This window comes from Amycolatopsis cynarae (genome assembly GCF_026802195.1).
Classification (GTDB): Bacteria; Actinomycetota; Actinomycetes; order Mycobacteriales; family Pseudonocardiaceae; genus Amycolatopsis_E; species Amycolatopsis_E rhizosphaerae.
Window position 1 is genome coordinate 5,951,566 of sequence record NZ_CP113836.1, and the last position, 23,412, is coordinate 5,974,977.

General features: G+C 69.4%; 22 protein-coding genes. 5 read left to right on the forward strand and 17 right to left on the reverse strand.

Annotated elements, in window-relative coordinates; translation table 11 throughout:
* Positions 1-17: 17 nt before the first annotated feature.
* From ORV05_RS28570 to ORV05_RS28580, 3 genes are read right to left on the reverse strand one after another with little or no spacing between them, the layout of a single operon-like run.
* Complete coding sequence (locus ORV05_RS28570) at positions 18-1,637, reverse strand: acyl--CoA ligase family protein (RefSeq protein ID WP_268755079.1); 1,620 nt, start codon at positions 1,635-1,637, stop codon at positions 18-20.
* Between the two features lie 39 nt (positions 1,638-1,676).
* Complete coding sequence (locus tag ORV05_RS28575; RefSeq protein ID WP_268755080.1) at positions 1,677-2,786, reverse strand: DUF2332 domain-containing protein; 1,110 nt, start codon at positions 2,784-2,786, stop codon at positions 1,677-1,679.
* A 19-nt stretch (positions 2,787-2,805) separates the two neighbouring features.
* On the reverse strand, positions 2,806-3,309 hold the full coding sequence (locus ORV05_RS28580; RefSeq protein WP_144593021.1) for a MaoC family dehydratase: 504 nt from the start codon (positions 3,307-3,309) through the stop codon (positions 2,806-2,808).
* A gap of 307 nt (positions 3,310-3,616) precedes the next feature.
* Between ORV05_RS28580 and corA the strand changes: the two genes are divergently transcribed.
* Positions 3,617-4,723 carry a magnesium/cobalt transporter CorA gene (gene corA / locus ORV05_RS28585; protein ID WP_268755081.1) on the forward strand — a complete coding sequence of 369 codons (1,107 nt, stop codon included), beginning with the start codon at positions 3,617-3,619 and terminating at the stop codon, positions 4,721-4,723.
* A 234-nt stretch (positions 4,724-4,957) separates the two neighbouring features.
* Here corA and ORV05_RS28590 read toward each other — a convergent pair whose 3' ends face one another.
* From ORV05_RS28590 to ORV05_RS28600, 3 genes are all read right to left on the reverse strand, one after another.
* Positions 4,958-5,782 carry an alpha/beta fold hydrolase gene (locus tag ORV05_RS28590; protein ID WP_268755082.1) on the reverse strand — a complete coding sequence of 275 codons (825 nt, stop codon included), beginning with the start codon at positions 5,780-5,782 and terminating at the stop codon, positions 4,958-4,960.
* Between the two features lie 117 nt (positions 5,783-5,899).
* A complete protein-coding gene (locus ORV05_RS28595) occupies positions 5,900-7,177 on the reverse strand; it encodes an alpha/beta hydrolase family protein (protein ID WP_268755083.1) in 1,278 nt (425 codons plus the stop codon).
* Positions 7,178-7,293: 116 nt separating this feature from the next.
* On the reverse strand, positions 7,294-8,790 hold the full coding sequence (locus ORV05_RS28600) for an MFS transporter (RefSeq protein ID WP_268755084.1): 1,497 nt from the start codon (positions 8,788-8,790) through the stop codon (positions 7,294-7,296).
* 99 nt (positions 8,791-8,889) lie between these two features.
* Here ORV05_RS28600 and ORV05_RS28605 point away from each other — a divergent pair, with 99 nt between their 5' ends.
* Positions 8,890-9,567 (forward strand): TetR/AcrR family transcriptional regulator, encoded by a 678-nt coding sequence (locus ORV05_RS28605; RefSeq protein WP_407652582.1) that lies wholly within the window; start codon positions 8,890-8,892, stop codon positions 9,565-9,567.
* Between the two features lie 63 nt (positions 9,568-9,630).
* Here ORV05_RS28605 and ORV05_RS28610 read toward each other — a convergent pair whose 3' ends face one another.
* From ORV05_RS28610 to ORV05_RS28640, 7 genes are all read right to left on the reverse strand, one after another.
* On the reverse strand, positions 9,631-10,812 hold the full coding sequence (locus tag ORV05_RS28610; protein WP_268755086.1) for an ABC transporter ATP-binding protein: 1,182 nt from the start codon (positions 10,810-10,812) through the stop codon (positions 9,631-9,633).
* Positions 10,813-10,816: 4 nt separating this feature from the next.
* A complete protein-coding gene (locus ORV05_RS28615; RefSeq protein ID WP_268755087.1) occupies positions 10,817-11,659 on the reverse strand; it encodes a carbohydrate ABC transporter permease in 843 nt (280 codons plus the stop codon).
* Positions 11,659-12,609: a carbohydrate ABC transporter permease gene (locus tag ORV05_RS28620; protein ID WP_407652802.1), complete on the reverse strand. Its 951-nt coding sequence runs from the start codon at positions 12,607-12,609 to the stop codon at positions 11,659-11,661. Before ORV05_RS28620 ends, ORV05_RS28615 begins: the two co-directional genes overlap by 1 nt.
* Positions 12,610-12,614: 5 nt before the next feature.
* Positions 12,615-13,925 carry an ABC transporter substrate-binding protein gene (locus ORV05_RS28625; protein ID WP_407652584.1) on the reverse strand — a complete coding sequence of 437 codons (1,311 nt, stop codon included), beginning with the start codon at positions 13,923-13,925 and terminating at the stop codon, positions 12,615-12,617.
* A gap of 125 nt (positions 13,926-14,050) precedes the next feature.
* Complete coding sequence (locus ORV05_RS28630; protein WP_144589954.1) at positions 14,051-14,584, reverse strand: general stress protein; 534 nt, start codon at positions 14,582-14,584, stop codon at positions 14,051-14,053.
* A 134-nt stretch (positions 14,585-14,718) separates the two neighbouring features.
* Entirely contained in the window at positions 14,719-15,915 is a 1,197-nt protein-coding gene (locus ORV05_RS28635) for an acyl-CoA dehydrogenase family protein (RefSeq protein ID WP_144589949.1), read from the reverse strand.
* A gap of 79 nt (positions 15,916-15,994) precedes the next feature.
* Complete coding sequence (locus ORV05_RS28640; RefSeq protein WP_268755089.1) at positions 15,995-16,855, reverse strand: SPFH domain-containing protein; 861 nt, start codon at positions 16,853-16,855, stop codon at positions 15,995-15,997.
* 209 nt (positions 16,856-17,064) lie between these two features.
* On the opposite strand from ORV05_RS28640, the gene ORV05_RS28645 reads away from it, so the two are divergent.
* From ORV05_RS28645 to ORV05_RS28655, 3 genes are read left to right on the forward strand one after another with little or no spacing between them, the layout of a single operon-like run.
* The gene (locus ORV05_RS28645) at positions 17,065-18,345 is read left to right on the forward strand and encodes a magnesium transporter MgtE N-terminal domain-containing protein (protein ID WP_268755090.1); all 1,281 of its coding nucleotides are present in this window, start codon (positions 17,065-17,067) and stop codon (positions 18,343-18,345) included.
* An 18-nt stretch (positions 18,346-18,363) separates the two neighbouring features.
* Complete coding sequence (locus ORV05_RS28650) at positions 18,364-18,885, forward strand: DUF1003 domain-containing protein (RefSeq protein ID WP_268755091.1); 522 nt, start codon at positions 18,364-18,366, stop codon at positions 18,883-18,885.
* A 55-nt stretch (positions 18,886-18,940) separates the two neighbouring features.
* Positions 18,941-20,086: an Mrp/NBP35 family ATP-binding protein gene (locus ORV05_RS28655; RefSeq protein WP_268755093.1), complete on the forward strand. Its 1,146-nt coding sequence runs from the start codon at positions 18,941-18,943 to the stop codon at positions 20,084-20,086.
* Between the two features lie 26 nt (positions 20,087-20,112).
* Here the strand turns inward: ORV05_RS28655 and ORV05_RS28660 are convergent, their stop codons facing one another.
* From ORV05_RS28660 to ORV05_RS28675, 4 genes are all read right to left on the reverse strand, one after another.
* Positions 20,113-20,676 carry a signal peptidase I gene (locus tag ORV05_RS28660; RefSeq protein ID WP_268755094.1) on the reverse strand — a complete coding sequence of 188 codons (564 nt, stop codon included), beginning with the start codon at positions 20,674-20,676 and terminating at the stop codon, positions 20,113-20,115.
* A complete protein-coding gene (locus ORV05_RS28665) occupies positions 20,673-21,260 on the reverse strand; it encodes a hypothetical protein (RefSeq protein WP_268755095.1) in 588 nt (195 codons plus the stop codon). Before ORV05_RS28665 ends, ORV05_RS28660 begins: the two co-directional genes overlap by 4 nt.
* A 160-nt stretch (positions 21,261-21,420) precedes the next feature.
* Positions 21,421-21,822 (reverse strand): Sec-independent protein translocase protein TatB, encoded by a 402-nt coding sequence (gene tatB, locus ORV05_RS28670; RefSeq protein ID WP_268755096.1) that lies wholly within the window; start codon positions 21,820-21,822, stop codon positions 21,421-21,423.
* Positions 21,823-21,869: 47 nt separating this feature from the next.
* Positions 21,870-23,399, reverse strand: coding sequence for a S1C family serine protease (locus tag ORV05_RS28675; RefSeq protein ID WP_268755097.1), 1,530 nt, complete (start codon positions 23,397-23,399; stop codon positions 21,870-21,872).
* Positions 23,400-23,412 lie beyond the last annotated feature (13 nt).

A 23,412-nucleotide genomic window follows, 5' to 3' on the forward strand; every position in this document is an offset into this window, starting at 1 on the left:
CCGCGCCGCGAGCCTGGTCAGCCCTGGATGCGCGACTCGTGGCCCGCCCAGTCGCGTTCGCGCAGCTGGAACTTCTGGATCTTGCCCGTCGAGGTCTTGGGCAGCTCCGTGACGAACTCGACCTGGTCCGGCACCTTGTACCGGGCGATCTCGCCGCGCACGTGCTCGAGCAGTTCGCCGGTCGTCAGCGACCGGCCCGGCCGCAGCACCACGTAGGCCTTCGGGCGCTCGCCCCACTTCTCGTCGGGCACCCCGACCACCGCGACCTCCAGCACCGCCGGATGCGAGTCGATGGCGGCCTCGACCTCGATGGTCGAGATGTTCTCGCCGCCCGAGACGATGATGTCCTTGGCGCGGTCCCGCAGCTGGATGTACCCGTCGGGGTGCCACACCCCGAGGTCACCGGAGTGGAACCAGCCGCCGCGGAAAGCGTTCTCCGTCGCCTCCGGGTCCTGGAAGTACCCGGCCATCACGTTGTTGCCGCGCATCACGACCTCGCCCATGGTCACACCGTCGCGGGGCACGTCGTTCATGTCGTCGTCGACCACGCGCACGCCGTCGGTGACGATCATGCCGACCCCCTGGCGCGACTGCAGCCTGCTGCGCTCGGCGAGGTCGAGCTTGAGCCAGCCCTCCTGGGCCTCGCACACGGTGTACGGGCCGTAGGTCTCGGTGAGGCCGTAGACGTGCGTCAGGCGCGCACCGAGTTCGGACATGCGGCGGATCACAGTGGGGCTCGGCGGGGCGCCCGCGGTGGTGACCACGACCTCGTGCGGGAGCGGGTGGGCCTGCGGGTGGCCCGCGATGGTGACCAGGACGGTGGGTGCGCCGTTGAGGTGGGTGATGCCCTCGGTGTCGAGCAGCCGCCAGATCTCGGCGGCGTCCACCGCGCGCAGGCAGACGTGGGTTCCCCCGATCGCGGTCACCGCCCAGGTGGTGCACCAGCCGTTGCAGTGGAACATCGGCAGTGTCCACAGGTACCGCGACCGGGGGGTGTGCTGCGAGTGGATGATCTCGGCGAGTGAGTTCAGGTACGCCCCGCGGTGGTGGTACATCACACCCTTGGGGCGCCCGGTCGTGCCGGAGGTGTAGTTGATCGAGATCGTGCCGCGCTCGTCCGTCACGCTCCACGGCAGCGGCGTGTCCTCCCCGCGGTCCAGCAGCTCACCGTAGGAGATCCCGCCGATCGCCGGATCGGGCGAAGCGCCCGACGCCGGGTCGGTGACGGTGACGATTTCGCTCACCGCCAGCTCACCGAGGACGGGGGCGATCGAGGGGTGCAGGGCCGCGTCGACGACCAGTACCTTGACCCCCGAATGGTCGAGGATGTAGCGGATCTCGGCGGGGGCGAGCCGGGTGTTGATGGCGACCAGCACGGCGCCGGCCAGCGGCACCGCGAAATGCGCGACGAGCATCTCCGGGATGTTCGGCATCAGGTAGGCGACCCGGTCCCCCGGTGCCACCCCGGCCGCGCGCAGGGCGTGGGCCACCCTGGTCGCTTCGGCGGCGAACTCCCGATAGGTGGTGCGGCGCTCGCCGTAGACGATCGCTTCCTTGTCCGGGAAGACCTCGGCCGCGCGCTCCAGGAACGCGAGCGGGGTCAGCGGTGTGTACCAGGTGTCCTCGGTGACTGCCATGCGCACATCCTCACCAGCGGGCCGCCCCGCGACAAGGCGTCATGAGGACAGCCACGTCATCCGGTGCCCGTATCGAGACGTCCTGGCCAGCGCCCGGGCCGCTACGGACCCGTCGTTCCACGTGGTGAGACCGAGCGTGCACCGGGCGTCGCCGTCGAAGAAGTTCAGGTCGTCCCGTCCGGGCAGCACGTGGGCCAGGCCTGCTTCGTAGGGCTCGTCGCTGATCCACCACAGCGGCCTGCTCCCGGCTAGGCCGGCGAGCGCGTCGACGAACTCACGGCGCCGCGGCGGGGGGAGGTGCGCGAGCATCCGGACGGTCAGCACGACCAGCGGCCCGTCCCCGGCCTGCCCGGCCGCCTCCGCCAGATCGTCCACCGCGTCCCCGCGCACCAGTTGCGGCGGATCCTTGCGCTGCGCCGCCGCGGCCACCCGCAGCTGCCGGATGCGGTCCAGCTGGTCGGCCCAGACACAGGCCTCCAGCCAGGCGAGCTCCTCTTCGTCCGAGGAGTCGACGGGCTCGCTGTCCAGGCCCACCTTGGCGGTCACGGCGAGCTTCTTCGGCAGCTTCGGCAGTACCGCGCCGGGCGCGAGGTCCAGCGCGCAGTGCAGCCCGACGGCCGCCTTCGCCGGGCCCGCGACGAGTTGCTCACCGCCGTCGCACTGGTAGCGGTAGCCGAAGCGGTCGAGACCGAGCAGCAGGCCCGCGGCACAGCCCGCCTCGAGCAGCGCGACCTTGCCGCCGGCCTGCTTGGCCGCGGCCGCGACGGCGGGATAGATCCCCGCCGCGCGGCCCACTTCGTTCGTTTCGACCCGGCGGGTGGCGATGATCTCGCGCGCCCGGTCCGCGCGCTCGAGCAGGAATTCGCGGAACAGCGGCCACGTCGCCCCGTCGACGCCGTCGAACCCGCCGAGCGAGGGGTAATAGCGGGACAGCGGGTGGACCGGGTCGGCCTGGACGAGCCGGTGCGCCGCGGCCAGCAGCAGCGGCGCGCCGGCGTGCTCGTCCGGCGCGGCCAGCAGCAGCCCGGCGACCTCGTCGTCCCCGGCCGCGCTCGCGGCCAGGTGCTCGTAGAGCGGTGAGACTCCGGCTGCCTGGTCGGCGGCGAAGGTGCCCAGCCGCCGCTTGAGTTCGTCCAGTCCGACGGTCACGCGCTACTCCTCCTCGTGCCTACGCGTGGGGAACCGGCCTCCCGGGCTGCTCACCGCCACGGGTCTCGCCGTAGGAACGCTTCGGCACCATCACCTTACGGCGGAAAACGCACACGATGGTGCCGTCCTGCTTGTAGCCCCGCGTTTCGACGTAGACCACGCCACGGTCGTCCTTGGACTTCGACGGGGTCTTGTCGAGCACCTCGGTCTCGCCGTAAATGGTGTCGCCGTGGAAGGTCGGCTTCACGTGCTTGAGGGATTCGACTTCCAGATTGGCGATCGCCTTGCCCGAAACGTCCGGCACGGACATGCCCAGCAGCAGCGAGTAGATGTAGTTGCCGACGACGACGTTCTTGCCGAAATCGGTGGTCTCGCCCGCGTAGTGCGCGTCCATGTGCAGCGGGTGGTGATTCATGGTGAGCAGGCAGAACAGGTGGTCGTCGTACTCGGTCACCGTCTTGCCGGGCCAGTGCTTGTAGACCGCACCCACCTCGAACTCCTCGAAGTACCGCCCGAATTGCACCGTGGAACCTCCTTGTTGCGCGTAACGCCACACCGGGCTGGAGCGACGTGATTGATGTTGAGGAGTACCCTCAACCAACGGAGCCAGTCGCGTCAACGCGACCACCGGCACACTGCCCCCCGGCCCGAGGAGGTGAGGAACGCGCGATGAGTAGTGGCGATAGTCCGCTCCCTAGCAGTCCCAGCGTTCCCCCGTCGTCCGGGCCGATCTCCGGACGGTAGCCACTTCCCGGGTAACGCTGGCCTTAGCCGGGCGGACAGATTCCGCTCCGGCTGTCGTAGCACGTTCTACGTAGCCAGGAGACCCCATGCCTGCGATTCCTTCCCTCGGCGGCCTGCGGGGCCGGGGCAACCCCCGTAACGGCGCCCGCGGCAACGGCCGCAACCGGGTGCAGCCGCCCATTCCGGTGCCGTTGTCGGCCTACATCGTCGACTGCGCCGTGTACGTCGACGGTGTACGACTGCCCGGTCGCCGGACACACGCCGAGGCGATCAAGGAGGTCCGGCGGCGGCGGGAAGGATTCGTCTGGATCGGCCTGCACGAACCCGACCAGGAGCAGATCCAGGGCATCGCGGAGATGTACGGGCTGCACGAGCTCGCCGTGGAGGACGCCGTCCAGGCGCACCAGCGGCCGAAGCTCGAACGCTACGACGACACGCTGTTCATGGTGCTCAAGACGCTGCGCTACGTCGAGCACGAATCCCCGACCGCGGCCAGCGAGATCGTCGAGACCGGTGAACTGATGGCCTTCCTCGGCCTGGACTTCATCATCACCGTCCGGCACGGCGCCCATTCGGGCCTCGGCAAGCTGCGGCAGGACCTCGACCAGGAGCCGGAGCGCCTGAAGGCGGGCCCGGCCGCGGTGCTGCACGCCGTCACCGACCACGTGGTCGACCACTACCTCGAGGTGACCAGCGCGGTCGAGGACGACATCGAGGAGATGGAGACCCGCGTCTTCGCCCCGCGCACCATGGTCAGCGCCGAGCAGATCTACCTGATGAAGCGCGAGGTGCTGGAACTGCGCCGCGCGGTGATGCCGCTGGCCACCCCGGTTCGCCGCCTCGCGGAGGGGTTCACGCGACTGGTCCCCGAGGAGGTCCGCTCCTACTTCCGGGACGTCGACGACCACCTCACCACGGTCTCCGAACGGGTGGCCAACTTCGACGAACTGCTGACCACTCTGGTGGACGCGACCGTGGCGAAGATCTCGCTGCAGCAGAACACCGACATGCGCAAGATCACCGCCTGGGCGGCGATGATCACGGTGCCCACGATGATCGCCGGCATCTACGGCATGAACTTCGACTACATGCCCGAACTGCACTGGAAGTTCGGCTATCCGCTGGTGCTGGTCGTGATTCTGGGCATCTGCCTGCTCCTCTACCGAATATTCAGAAGGAATGACTGGCTGTAAACCTTTTGATCCGGCAAGGAGTTCCCGATGAGCCGTCTGCTGACCAACCTCAAGTTCTGGGCCCTGGCCCTGTGTCTACTGTGGATCGTCGCGGTGGCCATGTTCATCGCCGATTACCCCGATCTGGCACGCGCAGGCCACTGAAAGCGCTGCGCGATGCCGTGAAGGGTCCCTTCACAGTCACATCGACCGTGAAGGGACCCTTCACGGCCCGGCCGCTCACGGCCGGGGAGGTCAGGACTTGATGAAGTCCAGCAGGTCGGCGTTGAACCGCGCCTCGAAGGAGCTGCCGACGATGCCGTGCGGACCGCCCTCGTACACCTTGAGGGTCGCGTCCTTGACCAGCTTCGCGGTCTTGAGGGCCGCGGCGGCGATCGGCACGATCTGGTCGTCGTCGCCGTGCACGACCAGGGTCGGGACGTCGATCCGCGCGAGGTCGTCGTGGAAGTCGCTCTCCGAGAACTCGTGGATGCAGTCGTACGCGGCCTTGAGACCGGCCTGCATGCTGAGCAGCCAGAAGAACTCCCTGGTGCCCTCCGAGATGTTCGAACCCTCGCGGTTGGCCCCGTAGAAGGGCACGCTCAGGTCCTTGTAGAACTGCGAGCGGTCGCCCGCGACACCGGCGCGGATGTCGTCGAAGGCGGACAGCGGCGTGCCCTCGGGGTTGCTGTCCGACTGGAGCATGATCGGCGGGATGGCGCCGAGCAGCACCACCTTGGCGACCCGGTCGGAGCCGTGCCTGCCGATGTAGCGGGTCACCTCGCCACCGCCGGTGGAGTGCCCGACCAGGACGACGTCGCGCAGGTCGAGCGTCTCGATCAGGGCGGCGAGGTCGTCGGCGTAGGTGTCCATGTCGTTGCCGGTCCAGGACTGCGAAGAGCGGCCGTGGCCGCGGCGGTCGTGCGCGATGCCGCGGTAGCCGTTGTCCGCGACGAGCTTCAGCTGGGCGTCCCAGGCGTCGGCGTTCAGCGGCCAGCCGTGGCTGAAGACGACCGGACGGCCGGTGCCCCAGTCCTTGTAGAAGATCTCCGTGCGGTCCGGTGTGGTGAATACGGGCATCGGCGTGTTCCTCGTTCCGGGAATCGTGGCGGTCCGACGCGTTGTCGGCTGTCGTCCATGCTTGTCGCACACCACCGGCGACGCATCCGACGTTTGACTGCTGTCGCCCCGACGAGGTCACCGATGCGCTGTGCTCGCGCCGCCCTCACCGACGAAGGCCATGGCCGGGTACGCGGGCGAGGGGCCGTCCAGCAGGTGATCGTCCCGGTCGCGGAGCCAGCGGTCGAAGAAGGCGGCGACGTAGGCCTCCTGGGTCCGGATGGCGGTGCGCGGCTCGATCGTGCCGATGTCGGCCTCGCGCACGGCGGGGTCGAGGCCGAGCTGCGGCAGCAACGCTTCCGCGTCGGTGAACGAAGCGTGCTGCGAGCCGCGCAGCAGGAGTTGCCGGGCCCAGCCCTTGGTGTTCGAGAGGAACGTGGTCCAGCCGGGGCCGGTGTCGGTCTTCCCGTCCTTGCCCACGAGCAGGAACGGCCGGTCGAGCCCGTTTTCGGCCACCGGGATCGGCGTTCCGTCGAAGTGGGTGAGGTTGCCGTCGAGGTTGACGCCCGCGGCGATCCGGGGCTCGGCCGCCATGGTCACCGCCGCGGCGGTGCCGCCCATCGAATGCCCGAACATGCCCACCCTGGTCAGGTCGAGCGTCCCGGCGAGGCCCGGTGGCAGCCGCAGGCCGTCCGCGTCCGGACTCCGCCCGGAATCCAGCAGCGCCAGCTGGTCCAGCACGAAACGGGTGTCGTCGGTGCGCACGGAGAGCGCCTTGGAGAGGAAGCCGTCCGGGTCTCCCGGTGCCACCATGGTCGCCAGCGAGCCGTCCGGGAACTGGACCTCCGGGGACTCGTAGGTGTGGTCCACCGTGACGACCACGTAGCCGCGGCTCGCCAGATCCTCGACGAGAGTGGTGCCCCAAGTCCTCGGCTCGCCGAGCCCCGGGGAGTAGATCAAGACCGGCAGGCCGCGCCCCGTGACCGGCACGGCAGGCGCGGCGGTCACGGCGTGCGTGACGGCCCCCGCCCAGTCCGCCTGCCCCGTCGGCAGCCGCAGCCCCAGGAAGTCGTTGACGGTCACCGCGTCGAAGTGCGCGGCGGCGGCGGGGAGCATGTACGGCGCCGCGGGCCGGTCACCCGGGCGCGGCGACGGGTAGAACACGCTCACCATCAGTTCCCGCGACGCCTTGCCCGGTCGCCACGGGTCGGGCCGGGACGGGTCGACGAGGTGCAGCGCGACCGACCCGACGGCGAACCGCCCACCCGGTTCGGGCAGGCTCAGCCGGGTCTGGAGCGGATGGGGCGCGGTGGCCGCTTCGGCCGGGAGCGCGGTGAGCGTGGTGAGCGCAGTGCCGGCCGCGAAGGCCGCGCACACGGCGGCGGTGCGCCGGAGGATCGAGTGCCTTTTCGTCATACGTCGATCCTGATCTTTCCCGGCCCCGTGCCCTATCCGGAAATCCCCCGACTTGATCTCCGGCTACCCCGCCCCACCGGGTGCCGCGAGGGCTCGCGGCACCCGGTGGCCAGGTCTCAGGCGTGGATCGCGGCCTCGCCCAGCTCGGGCACGCCCGGCTTGAGCAGCAGGCCGCAGAGGACCGCGCCGATCACGAAGATCGCCGCACCCCAGGTGAACGCGGTGGTGTAGCTGTGTACCGCGGCCTCCACCATCAGCGCGGGTGTGGGCTGCTTGCCCGCGATGAACGAGGTGGCGGCGTTCGCGGCGACCGAACTGAGCATCGCGGTGCCGATGGAACCACCGATCTGCTGGGCGGTGTTCACGGTGGCCGACGCGACCCCGGCGTCCTCGGCCTCCACCCCGGAGGTGGCCACGTTCATCGACGGCGCCATGGACAGGCCGATGCCGATGCCGGTGACCATCAACGGGAACAGCACGCCGTTGGCGTAGGTGCTGCCGACACCGAGCCCCGACAGCCACCACAGGCCGGCGGCCGCGATCAGCATGCCCAGTGCGACCAGCGGTTTCGGCCCGAACCGGGGCAGCAGCACGCTCGTCGCGGCGGTGGCGCTGACCATCAGGGTGCCGACCATGGGCAGGAAGGCCAGTCCCGAGCGGATCGGTGAGAAACCGAGGTTCTGCTGCAGGTAGTAGGTCAGGAACAGGAAGATCCCGAACATCCCGATGCCCAGCATGAACACGGCGAGATAGGCGCCGCCGCGGTTGCGGTCGAGCACCACGCGCAGCGGCAGCAGCGGATGCGGCACGCGGGTTTCCAGTGCCACGAACACGGCCAGCAGCACGGCACCGGCGGCGAGGAAGCCCCAGACCGACGTGGCGGACCAGTCGTGCGTCTCGGCGTTGGAGAAGCCGTAGACCACCGCGAACAGTCCGGCGGAGGCGGTCAGCGTGCCGGGGATGTCGAGCTTCGGGCGGTGTGCGGAGCGCCGGTGGTGCAGCAGCGCCAGCCCGCCGAGCAGGGCGAGGACGGCGAAGATGATGTTCACGAACATGCACCAGCGCCAGTCGAGGTACTGGGTCAGCACGCCGCCGAGCAGCAGGCCGACGGCGGCACCCCCGCCGGCGATCGCGCCGAAGATGCCGAACGCGCGACCGCGTTCCTTGGCGTCGGTGAACGTGGTGGTGAGCAGGGACAGGGTGGCGGGGGCGAGCAGCGCGCCGAACACCCCCTGCGCGGCGCGCGCGATGACGAGCATCTCGAGCCCGTTCGCGGCCCCGCCGACCGCGGAGGCGGCGGCGAATCCGGCGAGCCCGATCAGGAAGGCCCGCTTGCGGCCGAACAGGTCGGCGACGCGGCCGCCGAGCAGCAGCAGGCTGCCGAAGGCCAGTGCGTAGGCGGTGACGACCCACTGGCGGTCGTCAGGGGAAAAGCCCAGCTCGTGCTGGGCGGTGGGCAGGGCGATGTTCACGATGGTCGCGTCGAGCACGACCATCAGCTGGGCCAGGCTGATGACGACGAGGATCGGCCAGCGTCGGGCGTGGTGCGGATCGGCGGGCGGGGCCGTGCCTCTGGACGGCTCCGCGACCGCTGTCATGGCGGACTCGGACATGCGCTTCCCCTCATGGATGTGGAGTAGGGACCTCCCCTTACACGCCAACGGTACAGAAAGCGGAGATGGTTCCTCGACTTGTTGGGTAGGATGGATTTCATGACGCGGGACACACCGCGGACCGCGACGACGCGTCCGCTCCGGCGCGATGCCGAACGCAACCGCCAGCGCATCATCGCCGCCGCCAGGGAGGTTTTCCGCGAGCGCGGGTTCGAGACGACCCTCGACGACGTCGCACACCACGCCGGGCTCGGCGTCGGCACGGTCTACCGCCGCTTCCCCAACAAGGAACACCTCGTCGAGGCGATGCTCGCCGAACGGCTGGACCAGGTCGCCGAGCTCGCCGGGAAGGCGAAGCAGGACGCGGACGCCTGGACGGCCTTCCAGGAATTCCTGTGGCAGGCGGCGGAACTGCTCACCGGCGACCGCGGGCTGCACGACGTGCTGCTGAGCACGCAGTTCGGGCACGACCGCGTCGCGCAGGCGAGGGACAGACTGATCCCGGTCATCCGGGACCTCGTCCAGCGCGCCAAGGAAACCGGCAGCCTGCGCGCGGACTTCGAACCCGAGGACCTGCCCCTGCTGTTCAAGATGATCGGCGCGGTCGCGGAGTACACCCACGCCGTCGCACCCGAGGCCTGGCGCCGCTACGTGGGCCTGCTGATGGACAGCCTGCGCGCGGCACCGGGGCCGCCCACACCACTGCCCGTACCCGCGCTGGACATCGACGCCCTGCAGTGCGCCATGGACCAGCCGTGCCGCACCCGCGTGCCCTGACGCCGGGCCATGGTCGTGAGGGACCCCCTCACGGCCGTATTGGCCGTGAGGGGGTCCACGGCGTTACCCCTCGTGGGTGAGGTTCGCGCCCGTGGAGGGGTCGAACAACTGGAGCTTGTTCATGTCGAACCAGACCTCGGCCGGCGCGCCCTCGGCGACCGCCGAGGCCGAAGACAGCCGGGTGACGATGCTCGCTCCGCCGCCCGGAACGTCGTCCGCGCCGGTGTCGGCCGCCAGTTCGGCGAGCTCGGAGGTGCTCGCGCGCGCACCTTCGAGGGTGAAGTAGGCGTACTTCTCCGAGCCCATCGATTCCAGTACGTCCACGTGCGCGGTGAAGGTCACGCCGCCGCGCTTCGCGGCCTCGTCGACCAGCGCGGCGTCCTCGAAGTGTTCCGGCCGCACCCCGGCGATCACGTCCCGCGGCGCGTTGGCCGCCTCGGCCAGCCGCCGCACCCGGTCCGGCAGCGGGAACGAGCCGAGCGGGCTCTCGAGCCGCCCCTCGGCCAGCGTCGCGGGCAGGAAGTTCATCGACGGCGAGCCGATGAACCCGGCCACGAACAGGTTCGCCGGGTGGTCGTAGAGGAACTGCGGGCTGCCGATCTGTTGTACGTACCCGGCCCGCAGCACCACCACCCGGTCGCCCAGGGTCATCGCCTCGGTCTGGTCGTGGGTGACGTAGAGCGTCGTCGTGCCGAGCTGCTTCTGCAGTTTCGACACCGAGGTGCGCATCTGCCCGCGCAGCTTGGCGTCCAGATTGGACAGCGGTTCGTCCATGAGGAACGCCTTGGGGCTGCGGACGATCGCGCGGCCCATCGCCACGCGCTGCCGCTGCCCGCCGGAAAGGTTGGCCGGTTTGCGGTCCAGGTGCCGGGTCAGGTCCAGGATCCGCGCGGCCTCCTCCACCTTCTGCCGCACCGCCGAGTCGTCCATCTTCGCCAGCCGCAACGGGAACTCCATGTTCTCCCGGACCGTCATGTGCGGGTACAGCGCGTAGGACTGGAACACCATCGCGATGTCCCGGTCCTTCGGCGCCTTCTCGTTCATCCGCACGCCGTCGATGCGCAACTCGCCCGAGGTGATGTCCTCCAGGCCCGCCACCATGTTCAACGTGGTCGACTTTCCGCAGCCCGAGGGGCCGACCAGGATGATGAACTCCCCGTCCGCGATCTGGAGGTCCACTTCGGACACGGCGAGCGAACCGTCGGGATACCGCTTGGTCACCTTGTCCAGCACGATTTCAGCCATGCCCCTACCCCTTCACGGCACCGGAGGTCAGCCCCGCGACGATGCGGCGCTGGAAGAACAACACGAACAGGATGATCGGGATGGTGATCACCACGGCCGCCGCGGAGATCGTCCCGGTCGGATCCTCGAACTGCGAGGACCCGGTGAAGAACGACAGCGCCGCCGGCACCGTCCGCGACGCGTTCGTCGAGGTCAGCGAGATGGCGAACAGGAAGTCGTTCCAGCAGAAGATGAACACCAGTATCGCGGTGGTGAACACACCGGGCGCGGCCAGCGGCGCGATCACCCGGCGGAACGCCTGCCCCGGCGTGGCCCCGTCCATCTTCGCCGCCTTCTCCAGCTCCCACGGGATTTCCCGGAAGAACGCCGACAGCGTGTAGATCGCCAGCGGCAGGCCGAAGGTGATGTACGGGATGATCAGGCCGGGCCAGGTGTCGAACAGGCCGAGCACCCGCTCGATGTTGAACAGCGGGGTCACCAGGGAGACCTGCGGGAACATCGCGATCAGCAGCGAAACCCCGATCAGGAACCGTTTGCCGGGAAAGTCCAGCCGCGCGATCGCGTAGGCCGCCATGGTGCCCAGCACCACCGCGATCACGGTGGCGATGAGCGCGATGCCGATCGAGTTGACCAGCGCCCGGATGAAGTCGTCGGTGGCGAAGATGTCCACGTAGTTCTGGAAGGTCCACGAGCGCGGGATGAAGTTCCCGTCGTCGAGGGTGTCCTTCGTCTTGAACGACAGGGACAGGATCCACAGCACCGGGAACAGCGCGTAGATCACCACCACGATGTTGACCAGCGTCCACCGGGTCCGGCGCCCGGTGGTCGGTGCGCCCTGCATCGCCATCAGCGCTTCCCTTCCGTGTCGGAACCGGGCGCGGCCGTGCCGAACAGCTTGATGAACACGAACGCGATGATCGCCACGGTGAGGAAGATCAGCACCGCCATGGTCGACCCGATGCCCAGGTTCAGCCCCTTGAGCAGGTTGTTGTAGGTCTGCATGGACACCGAGGACGTGTCGTTGGCCCCGCCGGTGAGCACGAAGATGTTGTCGAAGATGCGGAACGCGTCCAGTGTCCGGAACAGCAGCGCCACCAGGATCGCCGGTTTCATCACCGGCACCATCACCTTCGTGAACCGCTGCCAGGCGTTCGCCCCGTCCATCGCGGCGGCCTTGAGCAGATCGTCCGGCACCAGCGCCAGCCCCGCCATCAGCAGCAGCGCCATGAACGGCGTCGTCTTCCACACCTCGGCCAGGATGATGATCAGCAGTGAGGGCGCGAACTGGGTCAGTGGCGCGGCGTCCGCCCCCAGCAGGTTCGCCAGGTAGCCGGTGCCCGGTGTCCAGGCGTAGTACCACGAGAACGCGGCGACCACCGTGACGATCCCGTACGGGATGAGCGCGACGGTGCGCACCAGCCCCCGCCCCACCAGTGTGCGGTGCATGATCAGCGCGAGCAGCATGCCCAGCACCAGCTCGATCGCCACCGAGACGACGGTGATCAGCAGGGTCACCCCGAACGCCGTCCACCAGTAGGAGTTGGTGAGCACGGCGATGTAGTTGCCGAGCCCGATGAACGTGCGCTGTGCCGGGAACCGGAGGTCGTAGCGCTGCAGGGAAAGCCAGATCGAGTACACGATCGGCCAGCCGGTCACCGCGATCATCACGATCGCGGCCGGGGCGCACAGCAGCAGCCCGAGCCTCCGTTCCGCTCGTTTGCCTTCGCTCAGCACGGGTTTCACCCGCTTTCCCGTGTTCGTGGCGACCTGGGCCGGCAGCCCGGCGGCGGCCTCGATCTCGCTCACGGGATCACCCCTTTCGATTGGAGTGCGTCGGTGAGCTGCTTGCGCAGCTCGTTCGCGGTCGCCTGCGGATCGATGTCCGACGGGGGCGAAAGGATCTTCGAGATCACCGTGGACAGGCTCTGGTAGGCCGGGGTGAGCGGCCGGACCGCCGCGTCCCGCACCGCCGCCAGGATCGAGTCCCGCATCGGGTAGGCCGTGGCCATACTCGGATTGCCCTTGGGGTCGACCGGTTTCGCAGGGTCCAGACCACTGTCGTCGTGGTAGATCGACTCGATGGTCGGCGGGACACCGTCCTTGAGCGCGGAGAACTTCTGGTTTTCCTTGCTGCGCAAGCACAATGCCGCCTCGAACGCCTCCGGCTTGTGCTGGGAGTAGGAACTGACCGCGAGGTCGTAACCGCCGATCGTCGTCTTCGCCGGCCGCCCGGGGATCACCGACGGGTAGGTGGCCCACTTGAAATGCGGGAGATCGCCGGGCTTTTCCTTGGCGTAAGAGGCGTAGACGAACGGCCAGTTCAGCTCGAAGGCACCGCCGCCGCGCTGGAACGCCTGCCGGACCTGGTCTTCCTTGGAGTTGGTCAGCGAGGGATCGGTGATCCCGGTGGTGGTGACCTTCTTGAGGATCTCCAGCGCGCGCACCGCGCCCTCGTCCATCACGACGGACTTCCCGTCGTCGGAAAGGATGTGCCCGCCCGCGGAGGCGACCAGGGTGTTGTAGATGACGACCAGGCCCTCGTACTGGGCACCGGTGAACAGCACCGCGTCCGGTTTGCCCGCCGCCTTGAGCGCGTAGGCCTGGTCCATCATCTCGTCCCAGGTCTGCGGCGGCTTCGGGGTGATCCGGTCGTCGTACCAGAGCAACTGGACGTTGGTGTTCTTCGTGGCGGCGTAGAGCCTGCCGTTCCAGGTCGCGGTGGCCAGCGGCCCCGGCAGGACCCCGTCCTCGGCGGCCGCCTTGTCCGCACCGGTCCATTCCTCGGCCCAGCCCGCCTCGGCGAACTCCGGCACCCAGGTGACGTCGAGCCCCAGGATGTCCAGACCGGTGTCCCCGGCCGCCAGCCGCCGCACCAGTTGCTGTCGCTGGTCGTCCGCGCCGCGCGGCAGTTTGTTGTAGACGATGTGGTAGCGGCCGGCCGCCTGCGCGTTGCAATTGTCCACCACGCTCTGGAAACTGTCCTCGGGCGCGTAGTAGATGTTGACCGTCGTACCGTTGCCGGAGGTGCACGCGGTCAGCGCTCCGGCGGCCAGCATTCCGGCTCCGAGTGCGGCCGCGGCCCTCCGTTTGGGCCGAGCCCTCCCCTTACCCATCAGGCCTCCTTACCCGACGCGCACGTCGACGGGAGACCACACCCGCACTACGACGTGCCTGTGGATCGGTGGGGACCCAACCTATTCCTGGAGATCATCGGCCGCAACCACCCCCGGAAACCGGCTCAGCCGGTTGGCCCGGATGGCCGCATGGCCAGCTTGGCAAGAAGATCACGGCCTTGCTCCGCGTTGCGCGGCTGGCAGAGCACGTCGTAGCGGCCGGCCACGAGCTGGCTGGCCGAGGAGAAGTCGCGGCGGCCGCGCGTGGACGCGTAACTGATCGCGGCGAACACCAGCCCGAACAGCATTCCGGACACCAGCCCGACCAGCACCGGCTGGTAGGTGACCCCGGCGCCGGAGGAGAACAGGCTGAGCAGGATTCCCACGAAGAGCCCGAACCACGCGCCGGACACCGCGCCGGTGCCGAGCACCTTGCCCCACGAGAGCCGTCCGATCACCCGCTCCACGAGCATCAGGTCGACGCCGACGATGGTGACGTCCTCGACGGCGAAGTCGTGGTCCGCGAGATGTTCGACCGCGCGTTGCGCCTCGGAGTAGGTCGAGTAGGAGCCGATGGGCCAGCCGCTGGGGGGCGTCGGCAGCCGCGGCAGCCCCTGAGCGGGACGTCCTGGGGAGGAAAACGGGCCGGTCACGGTCATCACCTGTGTCGTCTACTCGGATGGGGCTTCCATCGTGCCAATGCCCAGGAAACCACGCGAACCCGGCAGGGGGTGCACCGCGACCGGCCCCGGTCGCCGATTCTTTATCTTCGCCCCGCACCTGGCGTCGGGGTTCAGCCCTTGGCGCGGTACTCCCGCAGCAGGCCGCGGCTGATGATGGTCTTCTGGATCTCGCTGGTGCCCTCGCCGATGAGCAGGAACGGCGCCTCCCGCATCAGGCGCTCGATCTCGTACTCCTTCGAGTAGCCGTAGCCGCCGTGGATGCGGAACGCCTCCTGGGTGACCTCGGCGCAGTACTCGCTCGCGATCAGCTTCGCCATCCCGGCCGCCACGTCGTTGCGCTCGCCGGTGTCCTTCAGCCGGGCCGCGTTGACCATCATCAGGTGCGCGGCCTCCACCTTGGTGGCCATCTCGGCCAGCTTGAAGGCGATGGCCTGGTGCTCGGCGATCGGCTTGCCGAAGGTCTTGCGCTGCTGCGCGTACTCGATCGCCAGCTCGAAGGAGCGGATGGCGATGCCGCAGGCGCGGGCCGCCACGTTGACCCGGCCGACCTCGACCCCGTCCATCATGAACGAGAAGCCCTTGCCGGGGGCGCCGCCCAGCACCTTGTCGGCGCCGATGCGGAAGCCGTCGAACACCGCCTCGGTGGTGTCGACGCCCTTGTAGCCCATCTTGTCGATCTTGCCAGGGATGGTCAGGCCGGGCAGGACCTCACCGAAGCCCTCCGGCTTCTCCACCAGGAACGTGGTGAGGTTCTGGTGGGCCTTCTCCGCCCCCTCGTCCGTCCGCGCCAGCAGTGCGATCAGGTTCGAGGAGCCGCCGTTGGTCAGCCACATCTTCGCGCCGTTGATCACGTAGGAGTCGCCCTCGCGCTGGGCGCGGGTCTTGATCGCGGCCACGTCGGAACCGAGGTCGGGCTCGGACATGGAGAAGGAACCGCGCACCTCGCCGGTGGCCATCCGGGGCAGGAAGTGGCGCTTCTGCTCCTCGGTGCCGTGGCGGCTGATCATGTGCGCCACGATGAAGTGGGTGTTGATGACCCCGGAGACGCTCATCCAGCCGCGGGCGATCTCCTCCACCACCAGCGCATAGGTGAGCAGCGACTCTCCGAGCCCGCCGTACTCCTCCGGGATCGTGATCCCGAACAGGCCCATCTCCTTCATGCCCTCGACGATGTCCGCCGGGTACGCATCCGCGTGCTCCAGTTCCTGGGCGTGCGGAATGATCTCCTTGTCCACGAACGAACGAACGGTGGACAGGATCTCGGACTGGACCTCGGTGAGGCCGGCTGTCTGCGCCAGGCGGGCCATGCTGGGGACTCCTGTGTCTTCGCGGCTAGTACCCGTGAGTATGACGCGGCCTCAAGCTCCCCGCCTATGAACAACCTCACTAGGGAGCCCGGTCGGCCGCCACCCCCGAGGAGTCGTCCTCCGCGATCCGGGGCTGCGGGGCCTGCTGCCCGTTCGAGCGCGGCTCGGGCGCGGCCGGCTCTTCCGGGTGCCGGACATGCTGGTCGACGAACCGCAGGAGCTCGACCGGGAACGGCAGCACCAGCGTCGAGTTCTTCTCCGCCGACACCTGCACGACCGTTTCCAGCAGCCGCAGCTGCAGCGCCGAGGGCGTCTCGGCCATGGCGGCCGCGGCCTGGGCCAGTTTCGTCGAAGCCTGCAGTTCACCGTCGGCGGAGATGACCCGTGCGCGGCGCTCCCGCTCGGCCTCCGCCTGCCGCGACATGGACCGCTTCATCGCCTCGGGCAGCGCGACGTCCTTGATCTCCACCCGGTCGATGTGCACGCCCCAGTCCAGCGCGGGGCTGTCGATCATCAGCTCCAGGCCCTGGTTGAGCCGCTCCCGGTTCGACAGGAGGTCGTCGAGATCGCTCTTGCCGATGATGGAGCGCAGCGAGGTCTGCGCGACCTGCCCCACCGCGAACCGGTAGTCCTGCACGTTGATCGCCGCCACCGCCGGATCGATCACCTTGAAGTAGACGACCGCGTCCACCCGGACCGTGACGTTGTCCCTGGTGATGCCCTCCTGCGCGGGCACCGGCAGGGTCACGATCTGCATGTTGACCTTCTGCAGCCGGTCGGCGAAGGGCACCAGCATCGCCAGCCCCGGCTCGCGCAGCCTGGGCAGTACCCGGCCGAACCGGTACACCAGGCCGCGCTCGTACTGTTTGATCACGCGAACGCTGGCGGCGAGCCACGCGACTCCCGCCACGGCGAGCGCGGAGACGAGTTCCACCAACATGGCAGCTCCCCGGCTAGCTTGTGTTTCAGATGTTACTCCCGTCACAGCCCCCGGGGGGTGGCGGCGAGGGCGGCCACACTGTCCACTCGGCACAGCAGGAATCCATTGTGGACAGCGAACGCGCCGCCACGGCGGCCGTCCCGCCGTGCCGCGCTCGCCGGACATCACCTGGTGGGCGGCCGATTCCAAGTGCGGCTAGCCTTGGCTGCATGGCCCCCGTGAACAGGGTTTTTGCTGCCCAGCTTGCCGGTTTGCCGGTATTCGGCCCCGATGGCGAGTCCATCGGAAAGGTCCGGGATCTCGTCGCCGGACTCCGGCTGGACCAGCAACCGCCCCGGGTGCTCGGTCTCGTCGTCGAACTGGGCACGCGCCACCGGGTGTTCGTCCCGATGCTGCGCGTGACCTCGATCGAACCGAACGCGGTCACGCTGGCCACCGGAACGGTCAACATGCGCCGGTTCCACCGCCGCCCCAACGAGGTACTCGTGCTCGGCCAGCTCACCGACGCGCACGCCTACCTCCGTGAAACCGGCACCCGGCTGAACGTGGTCGACGCCGCGATGGAACCGACCAGGACCCGGGACTGGCTGCTCACCAAGGTCGCGGTGCGCGAGCGCACCGGCCGCATCGGCCTGGCCCGACGCTCCTCGCTGCGGATCCTGCCGTGGAACGACATCGCCGGGCTCGGCCTCACCGACGTCAGCGGCCAGCCGCAGGGGGCGGGCCAGCTGCTCATGCTGTTCGACACGATGCGCCCGGTCGACATCGCCGCCACGGTCCGGGACCTGCCGGTCAAGCGGCGGCACGAGGTCGCCGAGTCGATGGACGACGAACGGCTCGCCGACGTGCTCGAAGAGCTGCCCGAGGACGACCAGAAGGAGCTGCTCGCGCACCTGCCGGAGGAACGGGCCGCGGACATCCTCGAAGCGATGAACCCGGACGACGCCGCCGACCTGCTCGCCGAACTGGCCCCCGCCGACCGGCGCCGGCTGCTGGAACTGATGGAGCCCGAGGAGTCCGAACCCCTCCGAAGGCTGCTGACCTACTCGTCCGACACCGCGGGCGGGCTGATGACGCCCGAACCGGTGGTGCTCACGCCGGACGCCACGGTCGCCGAGGCACTGGCCCACATCCGCAACACCGACCTGCCCGCCGCGCTCGCCACGATGGTGTTCATCTGCCGCCCGCCGACGGCCACCCCGACCGGCCGTTACGTCGGCTGCGTGCACTTCCAGCGCCTGCTGCGCGAGCCCCCCGCCGAGCTGGTGGCCGGCGTGGTGGACACCGATCTGCCCGCGCTGCGGCCGTCCGCCCCGCTGAGCGAGGTGGCGCGGTACTTCGCCGCGTACAACCTCGCCTGCGGGCCGGTGGTGGACGCGGAGGACCATCTCCTCGGTGCGGTCACCGTGGACGACGTCCTCGACCATCTCCTGCCGGAAGACTGGCGGGAGACGGGCCTGCACGACCTGGCCGCCAACGAGGCGCCGTGACGAACATGGAGGTGGAGCGTGCCTGAGCTGATCGCCAGGCGGCGGCTGGACCAGCCCCGCGCCAAGGCACGGCGGTTTATCACCATCGATCCGGACACCTTCGGCAGGCTGTCGGAACGGCTGGCCCGGTTCCTCGGCACGGGCAAGTACCTGTTCTGGCAGACGCTCATCGTCGTGGTGTGGATCGGCCTGAACCTCTTCGCGGTGAGCCTGCAGTGGGACCCGTACCCGTTCATCCTGCTCAACCTGGCCTTCTCCACCCAGGCGGCCTACGCGGCCCCGCTGATCCTGCTCGCACAGAACCGGCAGGACGACCGGGACCGGGTCTCGCTCGAGGAGGACCGCAACCGCGCCTCCCAGACGAAGGCCGACACCGAGTACCTGGCGCGCGAACTGGCCGCGCTGCGCCTGGCCATCGGCGAGGTCACCACCCGGGACTACCTGCGTGGCGAGATCGACCGGCTGCGCGACGACCTCGTCACCAAACCGAAGAAGTCCAAGTCCGCCAGCGCGGGCACCGCCACCCAGCACCTCGGCTGATCCACGCGAGGGTGGGTGCCCGCGCAGGCCCGTTACCGATACGTAGCATGGAGCCATGACCAGCACGCAGCAGATCCCCAGCGTCGAGGACGTCCGCGCGGCGCTCGCGAACGTCCAGGATCCGGAGATCCGGAAACCGATCACCGACCTGGGCATGGTCAAGGACGTCACGGTGGGCGAGGACGGCGTCGTGACCGTCGCGGTCTACCTGACGGTCGCGGGCTGCCCGCTGAAGGACACCATCACGCGGGACACCAAGGCCGCGGTGGGCAAGCTCACCGGGGTGAGCGACGTGCGGGTCGAACTCGACGTGATGAGCGACGAGCAACGCACCGAACTGCGCCGGTCACTGCGCGGGGACGCGGCGGAGCCGGTCATCCCGTTCGCCCAGCCCGGCTCGCTGACCCGCGTGTACTGCGTCGCGTCCGGCAAGGGCGGGGTCGGCAAGTCCAGCGTCACGGTGAACCTCGCGGTGGCCATGGCCCAGCGCGGGCTGTCCGTGGGTGTGGTGGACGCCGACATCTACGGCCACTCGGTGCCCCGCATGCTCGGTGCGCGGGACAAGCCCACCAAGGTCGACACGATGATCATGCCGCCGCAGGCGCACGGCGTGAAGGTCATCTCGATCGGCATGTTCACCCCGGGCAACACCCCGGTGGTCTGGCGCGGCCCGATGCTGCACCGCGCGCTGCAGCAGTTCCTGGCCGACGTGTTCTGGGGCGATCTGGACATCCTGCTGCTGGACCTGCCGCCGGGCACCGGCGACATCGCCATCTCGGTCGCCCAGCTGATCCCGAACGCGGAGATCCTCGTGGTGACCACCCCGCAGCAGGCCGCCGCGGAGGTCGCGGAACGGGCCGGTGCGATCGCGATGCAGACGCGGCAGCGGCTGGCAGGCGTGATCGAGAACATGTCGTGGCTCGAGATGCCCGACGGCAGCCGGATGGAGATCTTCGGGGCCGGCGGCGGCCAGACCGTGGCGGATTCGCTGTCGAAGTCCACCGGAGCCGACGTGCCGCTGCTGGGTCAGGTGCCGCTCGACCCGCGCCTGCGCGAGCAGGGCGACGCCGGAACGCCGATCGTGCTCGCCGAACCCGAGGCCCCCGCCGCCGCGGTGCTGCGCGACGTCGCCTCGAAACTGTCGGTCCGCGCCCGCGGCCTCGCCGGCATGATGCTCAACGTCACCCCGAAGGGCCGCTGACACCGGGCCCGTCGAGCCCGCCGGGACTACCCGGGCCTGCTGCGGCTGTGCGGTGGCAGAGCAGCAAGCGCCAGCAGCACGGCAAGCCCGAGCAGCACAATCGCGGCGGGCACCGGCCGCCGGGCACGCCAGAGCTGGACCGGTAGCCCGATCCAGGGCACGCGCAGACGTGCCACGCCTCGGACATCCGCGGGCCGTACCGGGGTGGAGTCCGGTGTGGAGTTGGCATCCCCCTTGGTGATCAGGTTGTTGTCGGGAAGCACCTGGTAGACCCGGTGGGTGAGCAGATGGCCGGGCCGGGTGCGGTCCTGGACCAGCAGGATCTGGCCCACCGCCGGGGTGCGGTCGCGCAGCGGCTGGTAGAGGACGACGTCGCCCGGGACGAGGGCGGAACGCATGGAGCCGGACTGCACCACCTCCGCCGTCCAGCCCAGCGCCGCCACCGGCAGTTGCGCCCATACCAGCAGGCCGCTCAGCGAGCCGAGCACGGTGCGCGAGAGGACCGAGGTGATCAAGCGGACCCGGTAGCCGGCGCTCGTGGCCGTGGTTCGGCCGGGTGCGCCGACGGCCACGTCACTCCGAGGAGTCACTCGTGTTCCCGCGCTTCCCAGGTGAAGGTCGCCTCCTCGGTGGCCATGTTTTGTGAGCTGTTGGGCGCTTTCGGACTGAAACTCCACGCGAAGCGGAAGCTCAGCGCGTTGGGTGGCTTGCCGGGCAGTTTCCACGGACCGATGCCGTTGCGGAAGTCGGTGTGCAGCGCGACGAACTGGTCGAGGGTGCCGTCGAACGCGGTCGCGTGCGGGGTGAAGCCGGTGCAGTCGCCGAAGGTGCCGCCGCTGCCCACCTCGATTCTGAGGTTGATGAAGGACTGGAAGTTGCTGGGCCAGTTCGTCGAGTTGCTGTACAGCTTGAGCGCGGTGGGGGAGTCGGCGTTCGACTTGATCCTGATGCAGTTGGAGCCCGTATCACCGGGCCGCATGTCTTCGATGCGGAACATGGGCACCCTGCTGTCGTTGGCCAGGCCCACCGAGCCCGCGGCCCACGTGTTGCCGCTGTTGCTGGTGCTCCCGCTCCAGTCGGCATCGGTGGCACCCCAGACCAGAGCACCACTGAGCAGCAACCCGAGCGGAACGGGTACCACCCGTGCCAGCACATTCAGCCGAGGACGCTTCACCGCCAACTCCGTTCACAAGCCGTCACTGGGCATGGTTTCCCATGGGCGGCCGAGTCGCTCCGTGCGGAGAGGCTGGTCTACTCGGTCGAGTGTGCTGAATGACCCTTCTGTGGGGCGCCGCGGACGCCTACGGCCCGCGCGGGATCCGACTCGACCGGGATCAGGTGGCGTCCGGGTCGACGGGAGGCTTCTCCCCGGGCTTGAGCGGAGTCGACTCGGGCTTGGCCGGGGCTGCGGGGTAGCCGTTGGGCTTGCTGCTGCCACCACTGGTCCCGTTCAGGCCCAACGGGTCGGGATCGCCGTCGAAAAGGTGGTTGGTGATCGCCTTGCGCGGGTCGAAATTCCGCAGTTGGCGCAGGTCCTCCAGTGGTTTGCGGAACTCGTCGAACTCCGGGCCCATCTCGTCGCGCAACTGCTGCCGGGCCCCGTTGGCGAATTCGCGCACCTTGCGCATGGTCTTGCCGACCCAGGCCGCGGCATCGGGCAGCCGCTCGGGGCCGAGGATGAACAAGCCGGCGACGATGAGGACGAGGATCTCGCCCCAGCCCACGCTTTCGAACACCAGTCAACCTCCGGCCTTGTACTGCCCGACGCGGCCAGCGTACCTGCCTAATCGGAACCCAGGGTTACGTCGACGACAAGAGGACGCCCCTGCCGGACCAATCGGACAGGCACGACCTCGCCCACGTTGTGGGCGCGCACCGCGACGGTGAGTTCGGCGGCGTTGCGGACCATACGGTCGCCGACCTTGGTGATGACGTCGCCCTCGGCGATCCCGGCGCGCGCGGCGGGACCGCCGTCGGCGACGTTGACCACCTGCGCGCCCTCCGAGGTCTCCGCCGCCACCGAAGCCGCGTTGATGCCGATGTCGGCGTGCTTGACCTGGCCGTTGCTGATCAGCACGCGGGCAATGCGGATGGCGTCGTCCGAGGGGATGGCGAATCCGATGCCGATGCTGCCACCCTGCCCCGATTCGCCGCCGTCGGTCCGGATCGCGGAGTTGATGCCGATCAGCGCCCCGGTCGAATCGACCAGCGCCCCGCCCGAGTTGCCCCGGTTGATCGGGGCGTCGGTCTGGATGGCGTCGTAGGTGACCGGCGGTTCGCCGTTCTCCCCCTGCGCGGTGACCGGCCGGTGCAGCGCACTGACGATGCCCGCGGTCACCGTGTTCTGCAGGCCCAGCGGCGAGCCGACGGCGATCACCGAATCACCGGGCTGCATGTTCGCGGAGTTGCCGATCTGGATCACGGTGGGATTGGACACCGCCACCTTGATCACCGCCAGGTCGGTCTTCGGATCGGTGCCGACCACCTTCGCCGCGGTGCGCGTGCCGTCGTAGAACACCGCGGTGATCTTCGCCTGACGGTCGCTGGTGGCCAGCGAGACGACGTGGTTGTTGGTGATCACGTAGCCCTGAGGGTCGATCATCACGCCCGAGCCGACGCTGCCGGACTCGCCGGAGACCACCTCGATCGAGATCACCGCCGGGGACACCCGGCGCGCGATCTCGGCCACCGAGCCCGGGGCGCGTTCCTTGCCCGCGGTGGCTTCGGCGATGGTGGCGCTGCCCGTCAGCGAGTCCCCCGTCCGGGCAGCGAACCAGCCCACGACCCCACCGACCGCACCGATCAGCAGGCAGATCGCCCCGAGCAGACCCAGCGCGACCGGCTTGACCCGCCGGCCGAACAGCACCTCGGGCAGGGACAGCAGGGCGCCGCGCCGACGCTCCTCGTCCTCGTCTTCGTCTTCGCCCGGGGACAGCGCCGGACCGCCCAGCACCGCGGCGGCCGACGGATCGCGCCACGGATCACCGGCAGACGACCACAGCGGGGGTTCCGGCTGCTCCACCGGCCGTCCGCCCGGGTCGCCGTCGGGGCGCTGCAGGAGCACGTTCTCGGCCCCGGGCGGGCGCCCGAAGGCCTCGGCCAGCGATTCCGGGGCCGGAGGCCGGGCGACGATCGGGCCGCCGTTGCGGGAAGCGGGTGCGTAAAGCTTGTCGAAGGCGCCCTCGACGCCTCGCGGGCGGCCGAAGGCCGCGGCCTGCACGGGGTCGACCGCGGGGCGGTCCAGCGGCCGGGGTGCGAGCCGCGGCTCGCGCGGCGCGCCGGAGTTGTCCGCTGGCGTGTTCGGCTGGCTCATCGTTCCCCGGGAT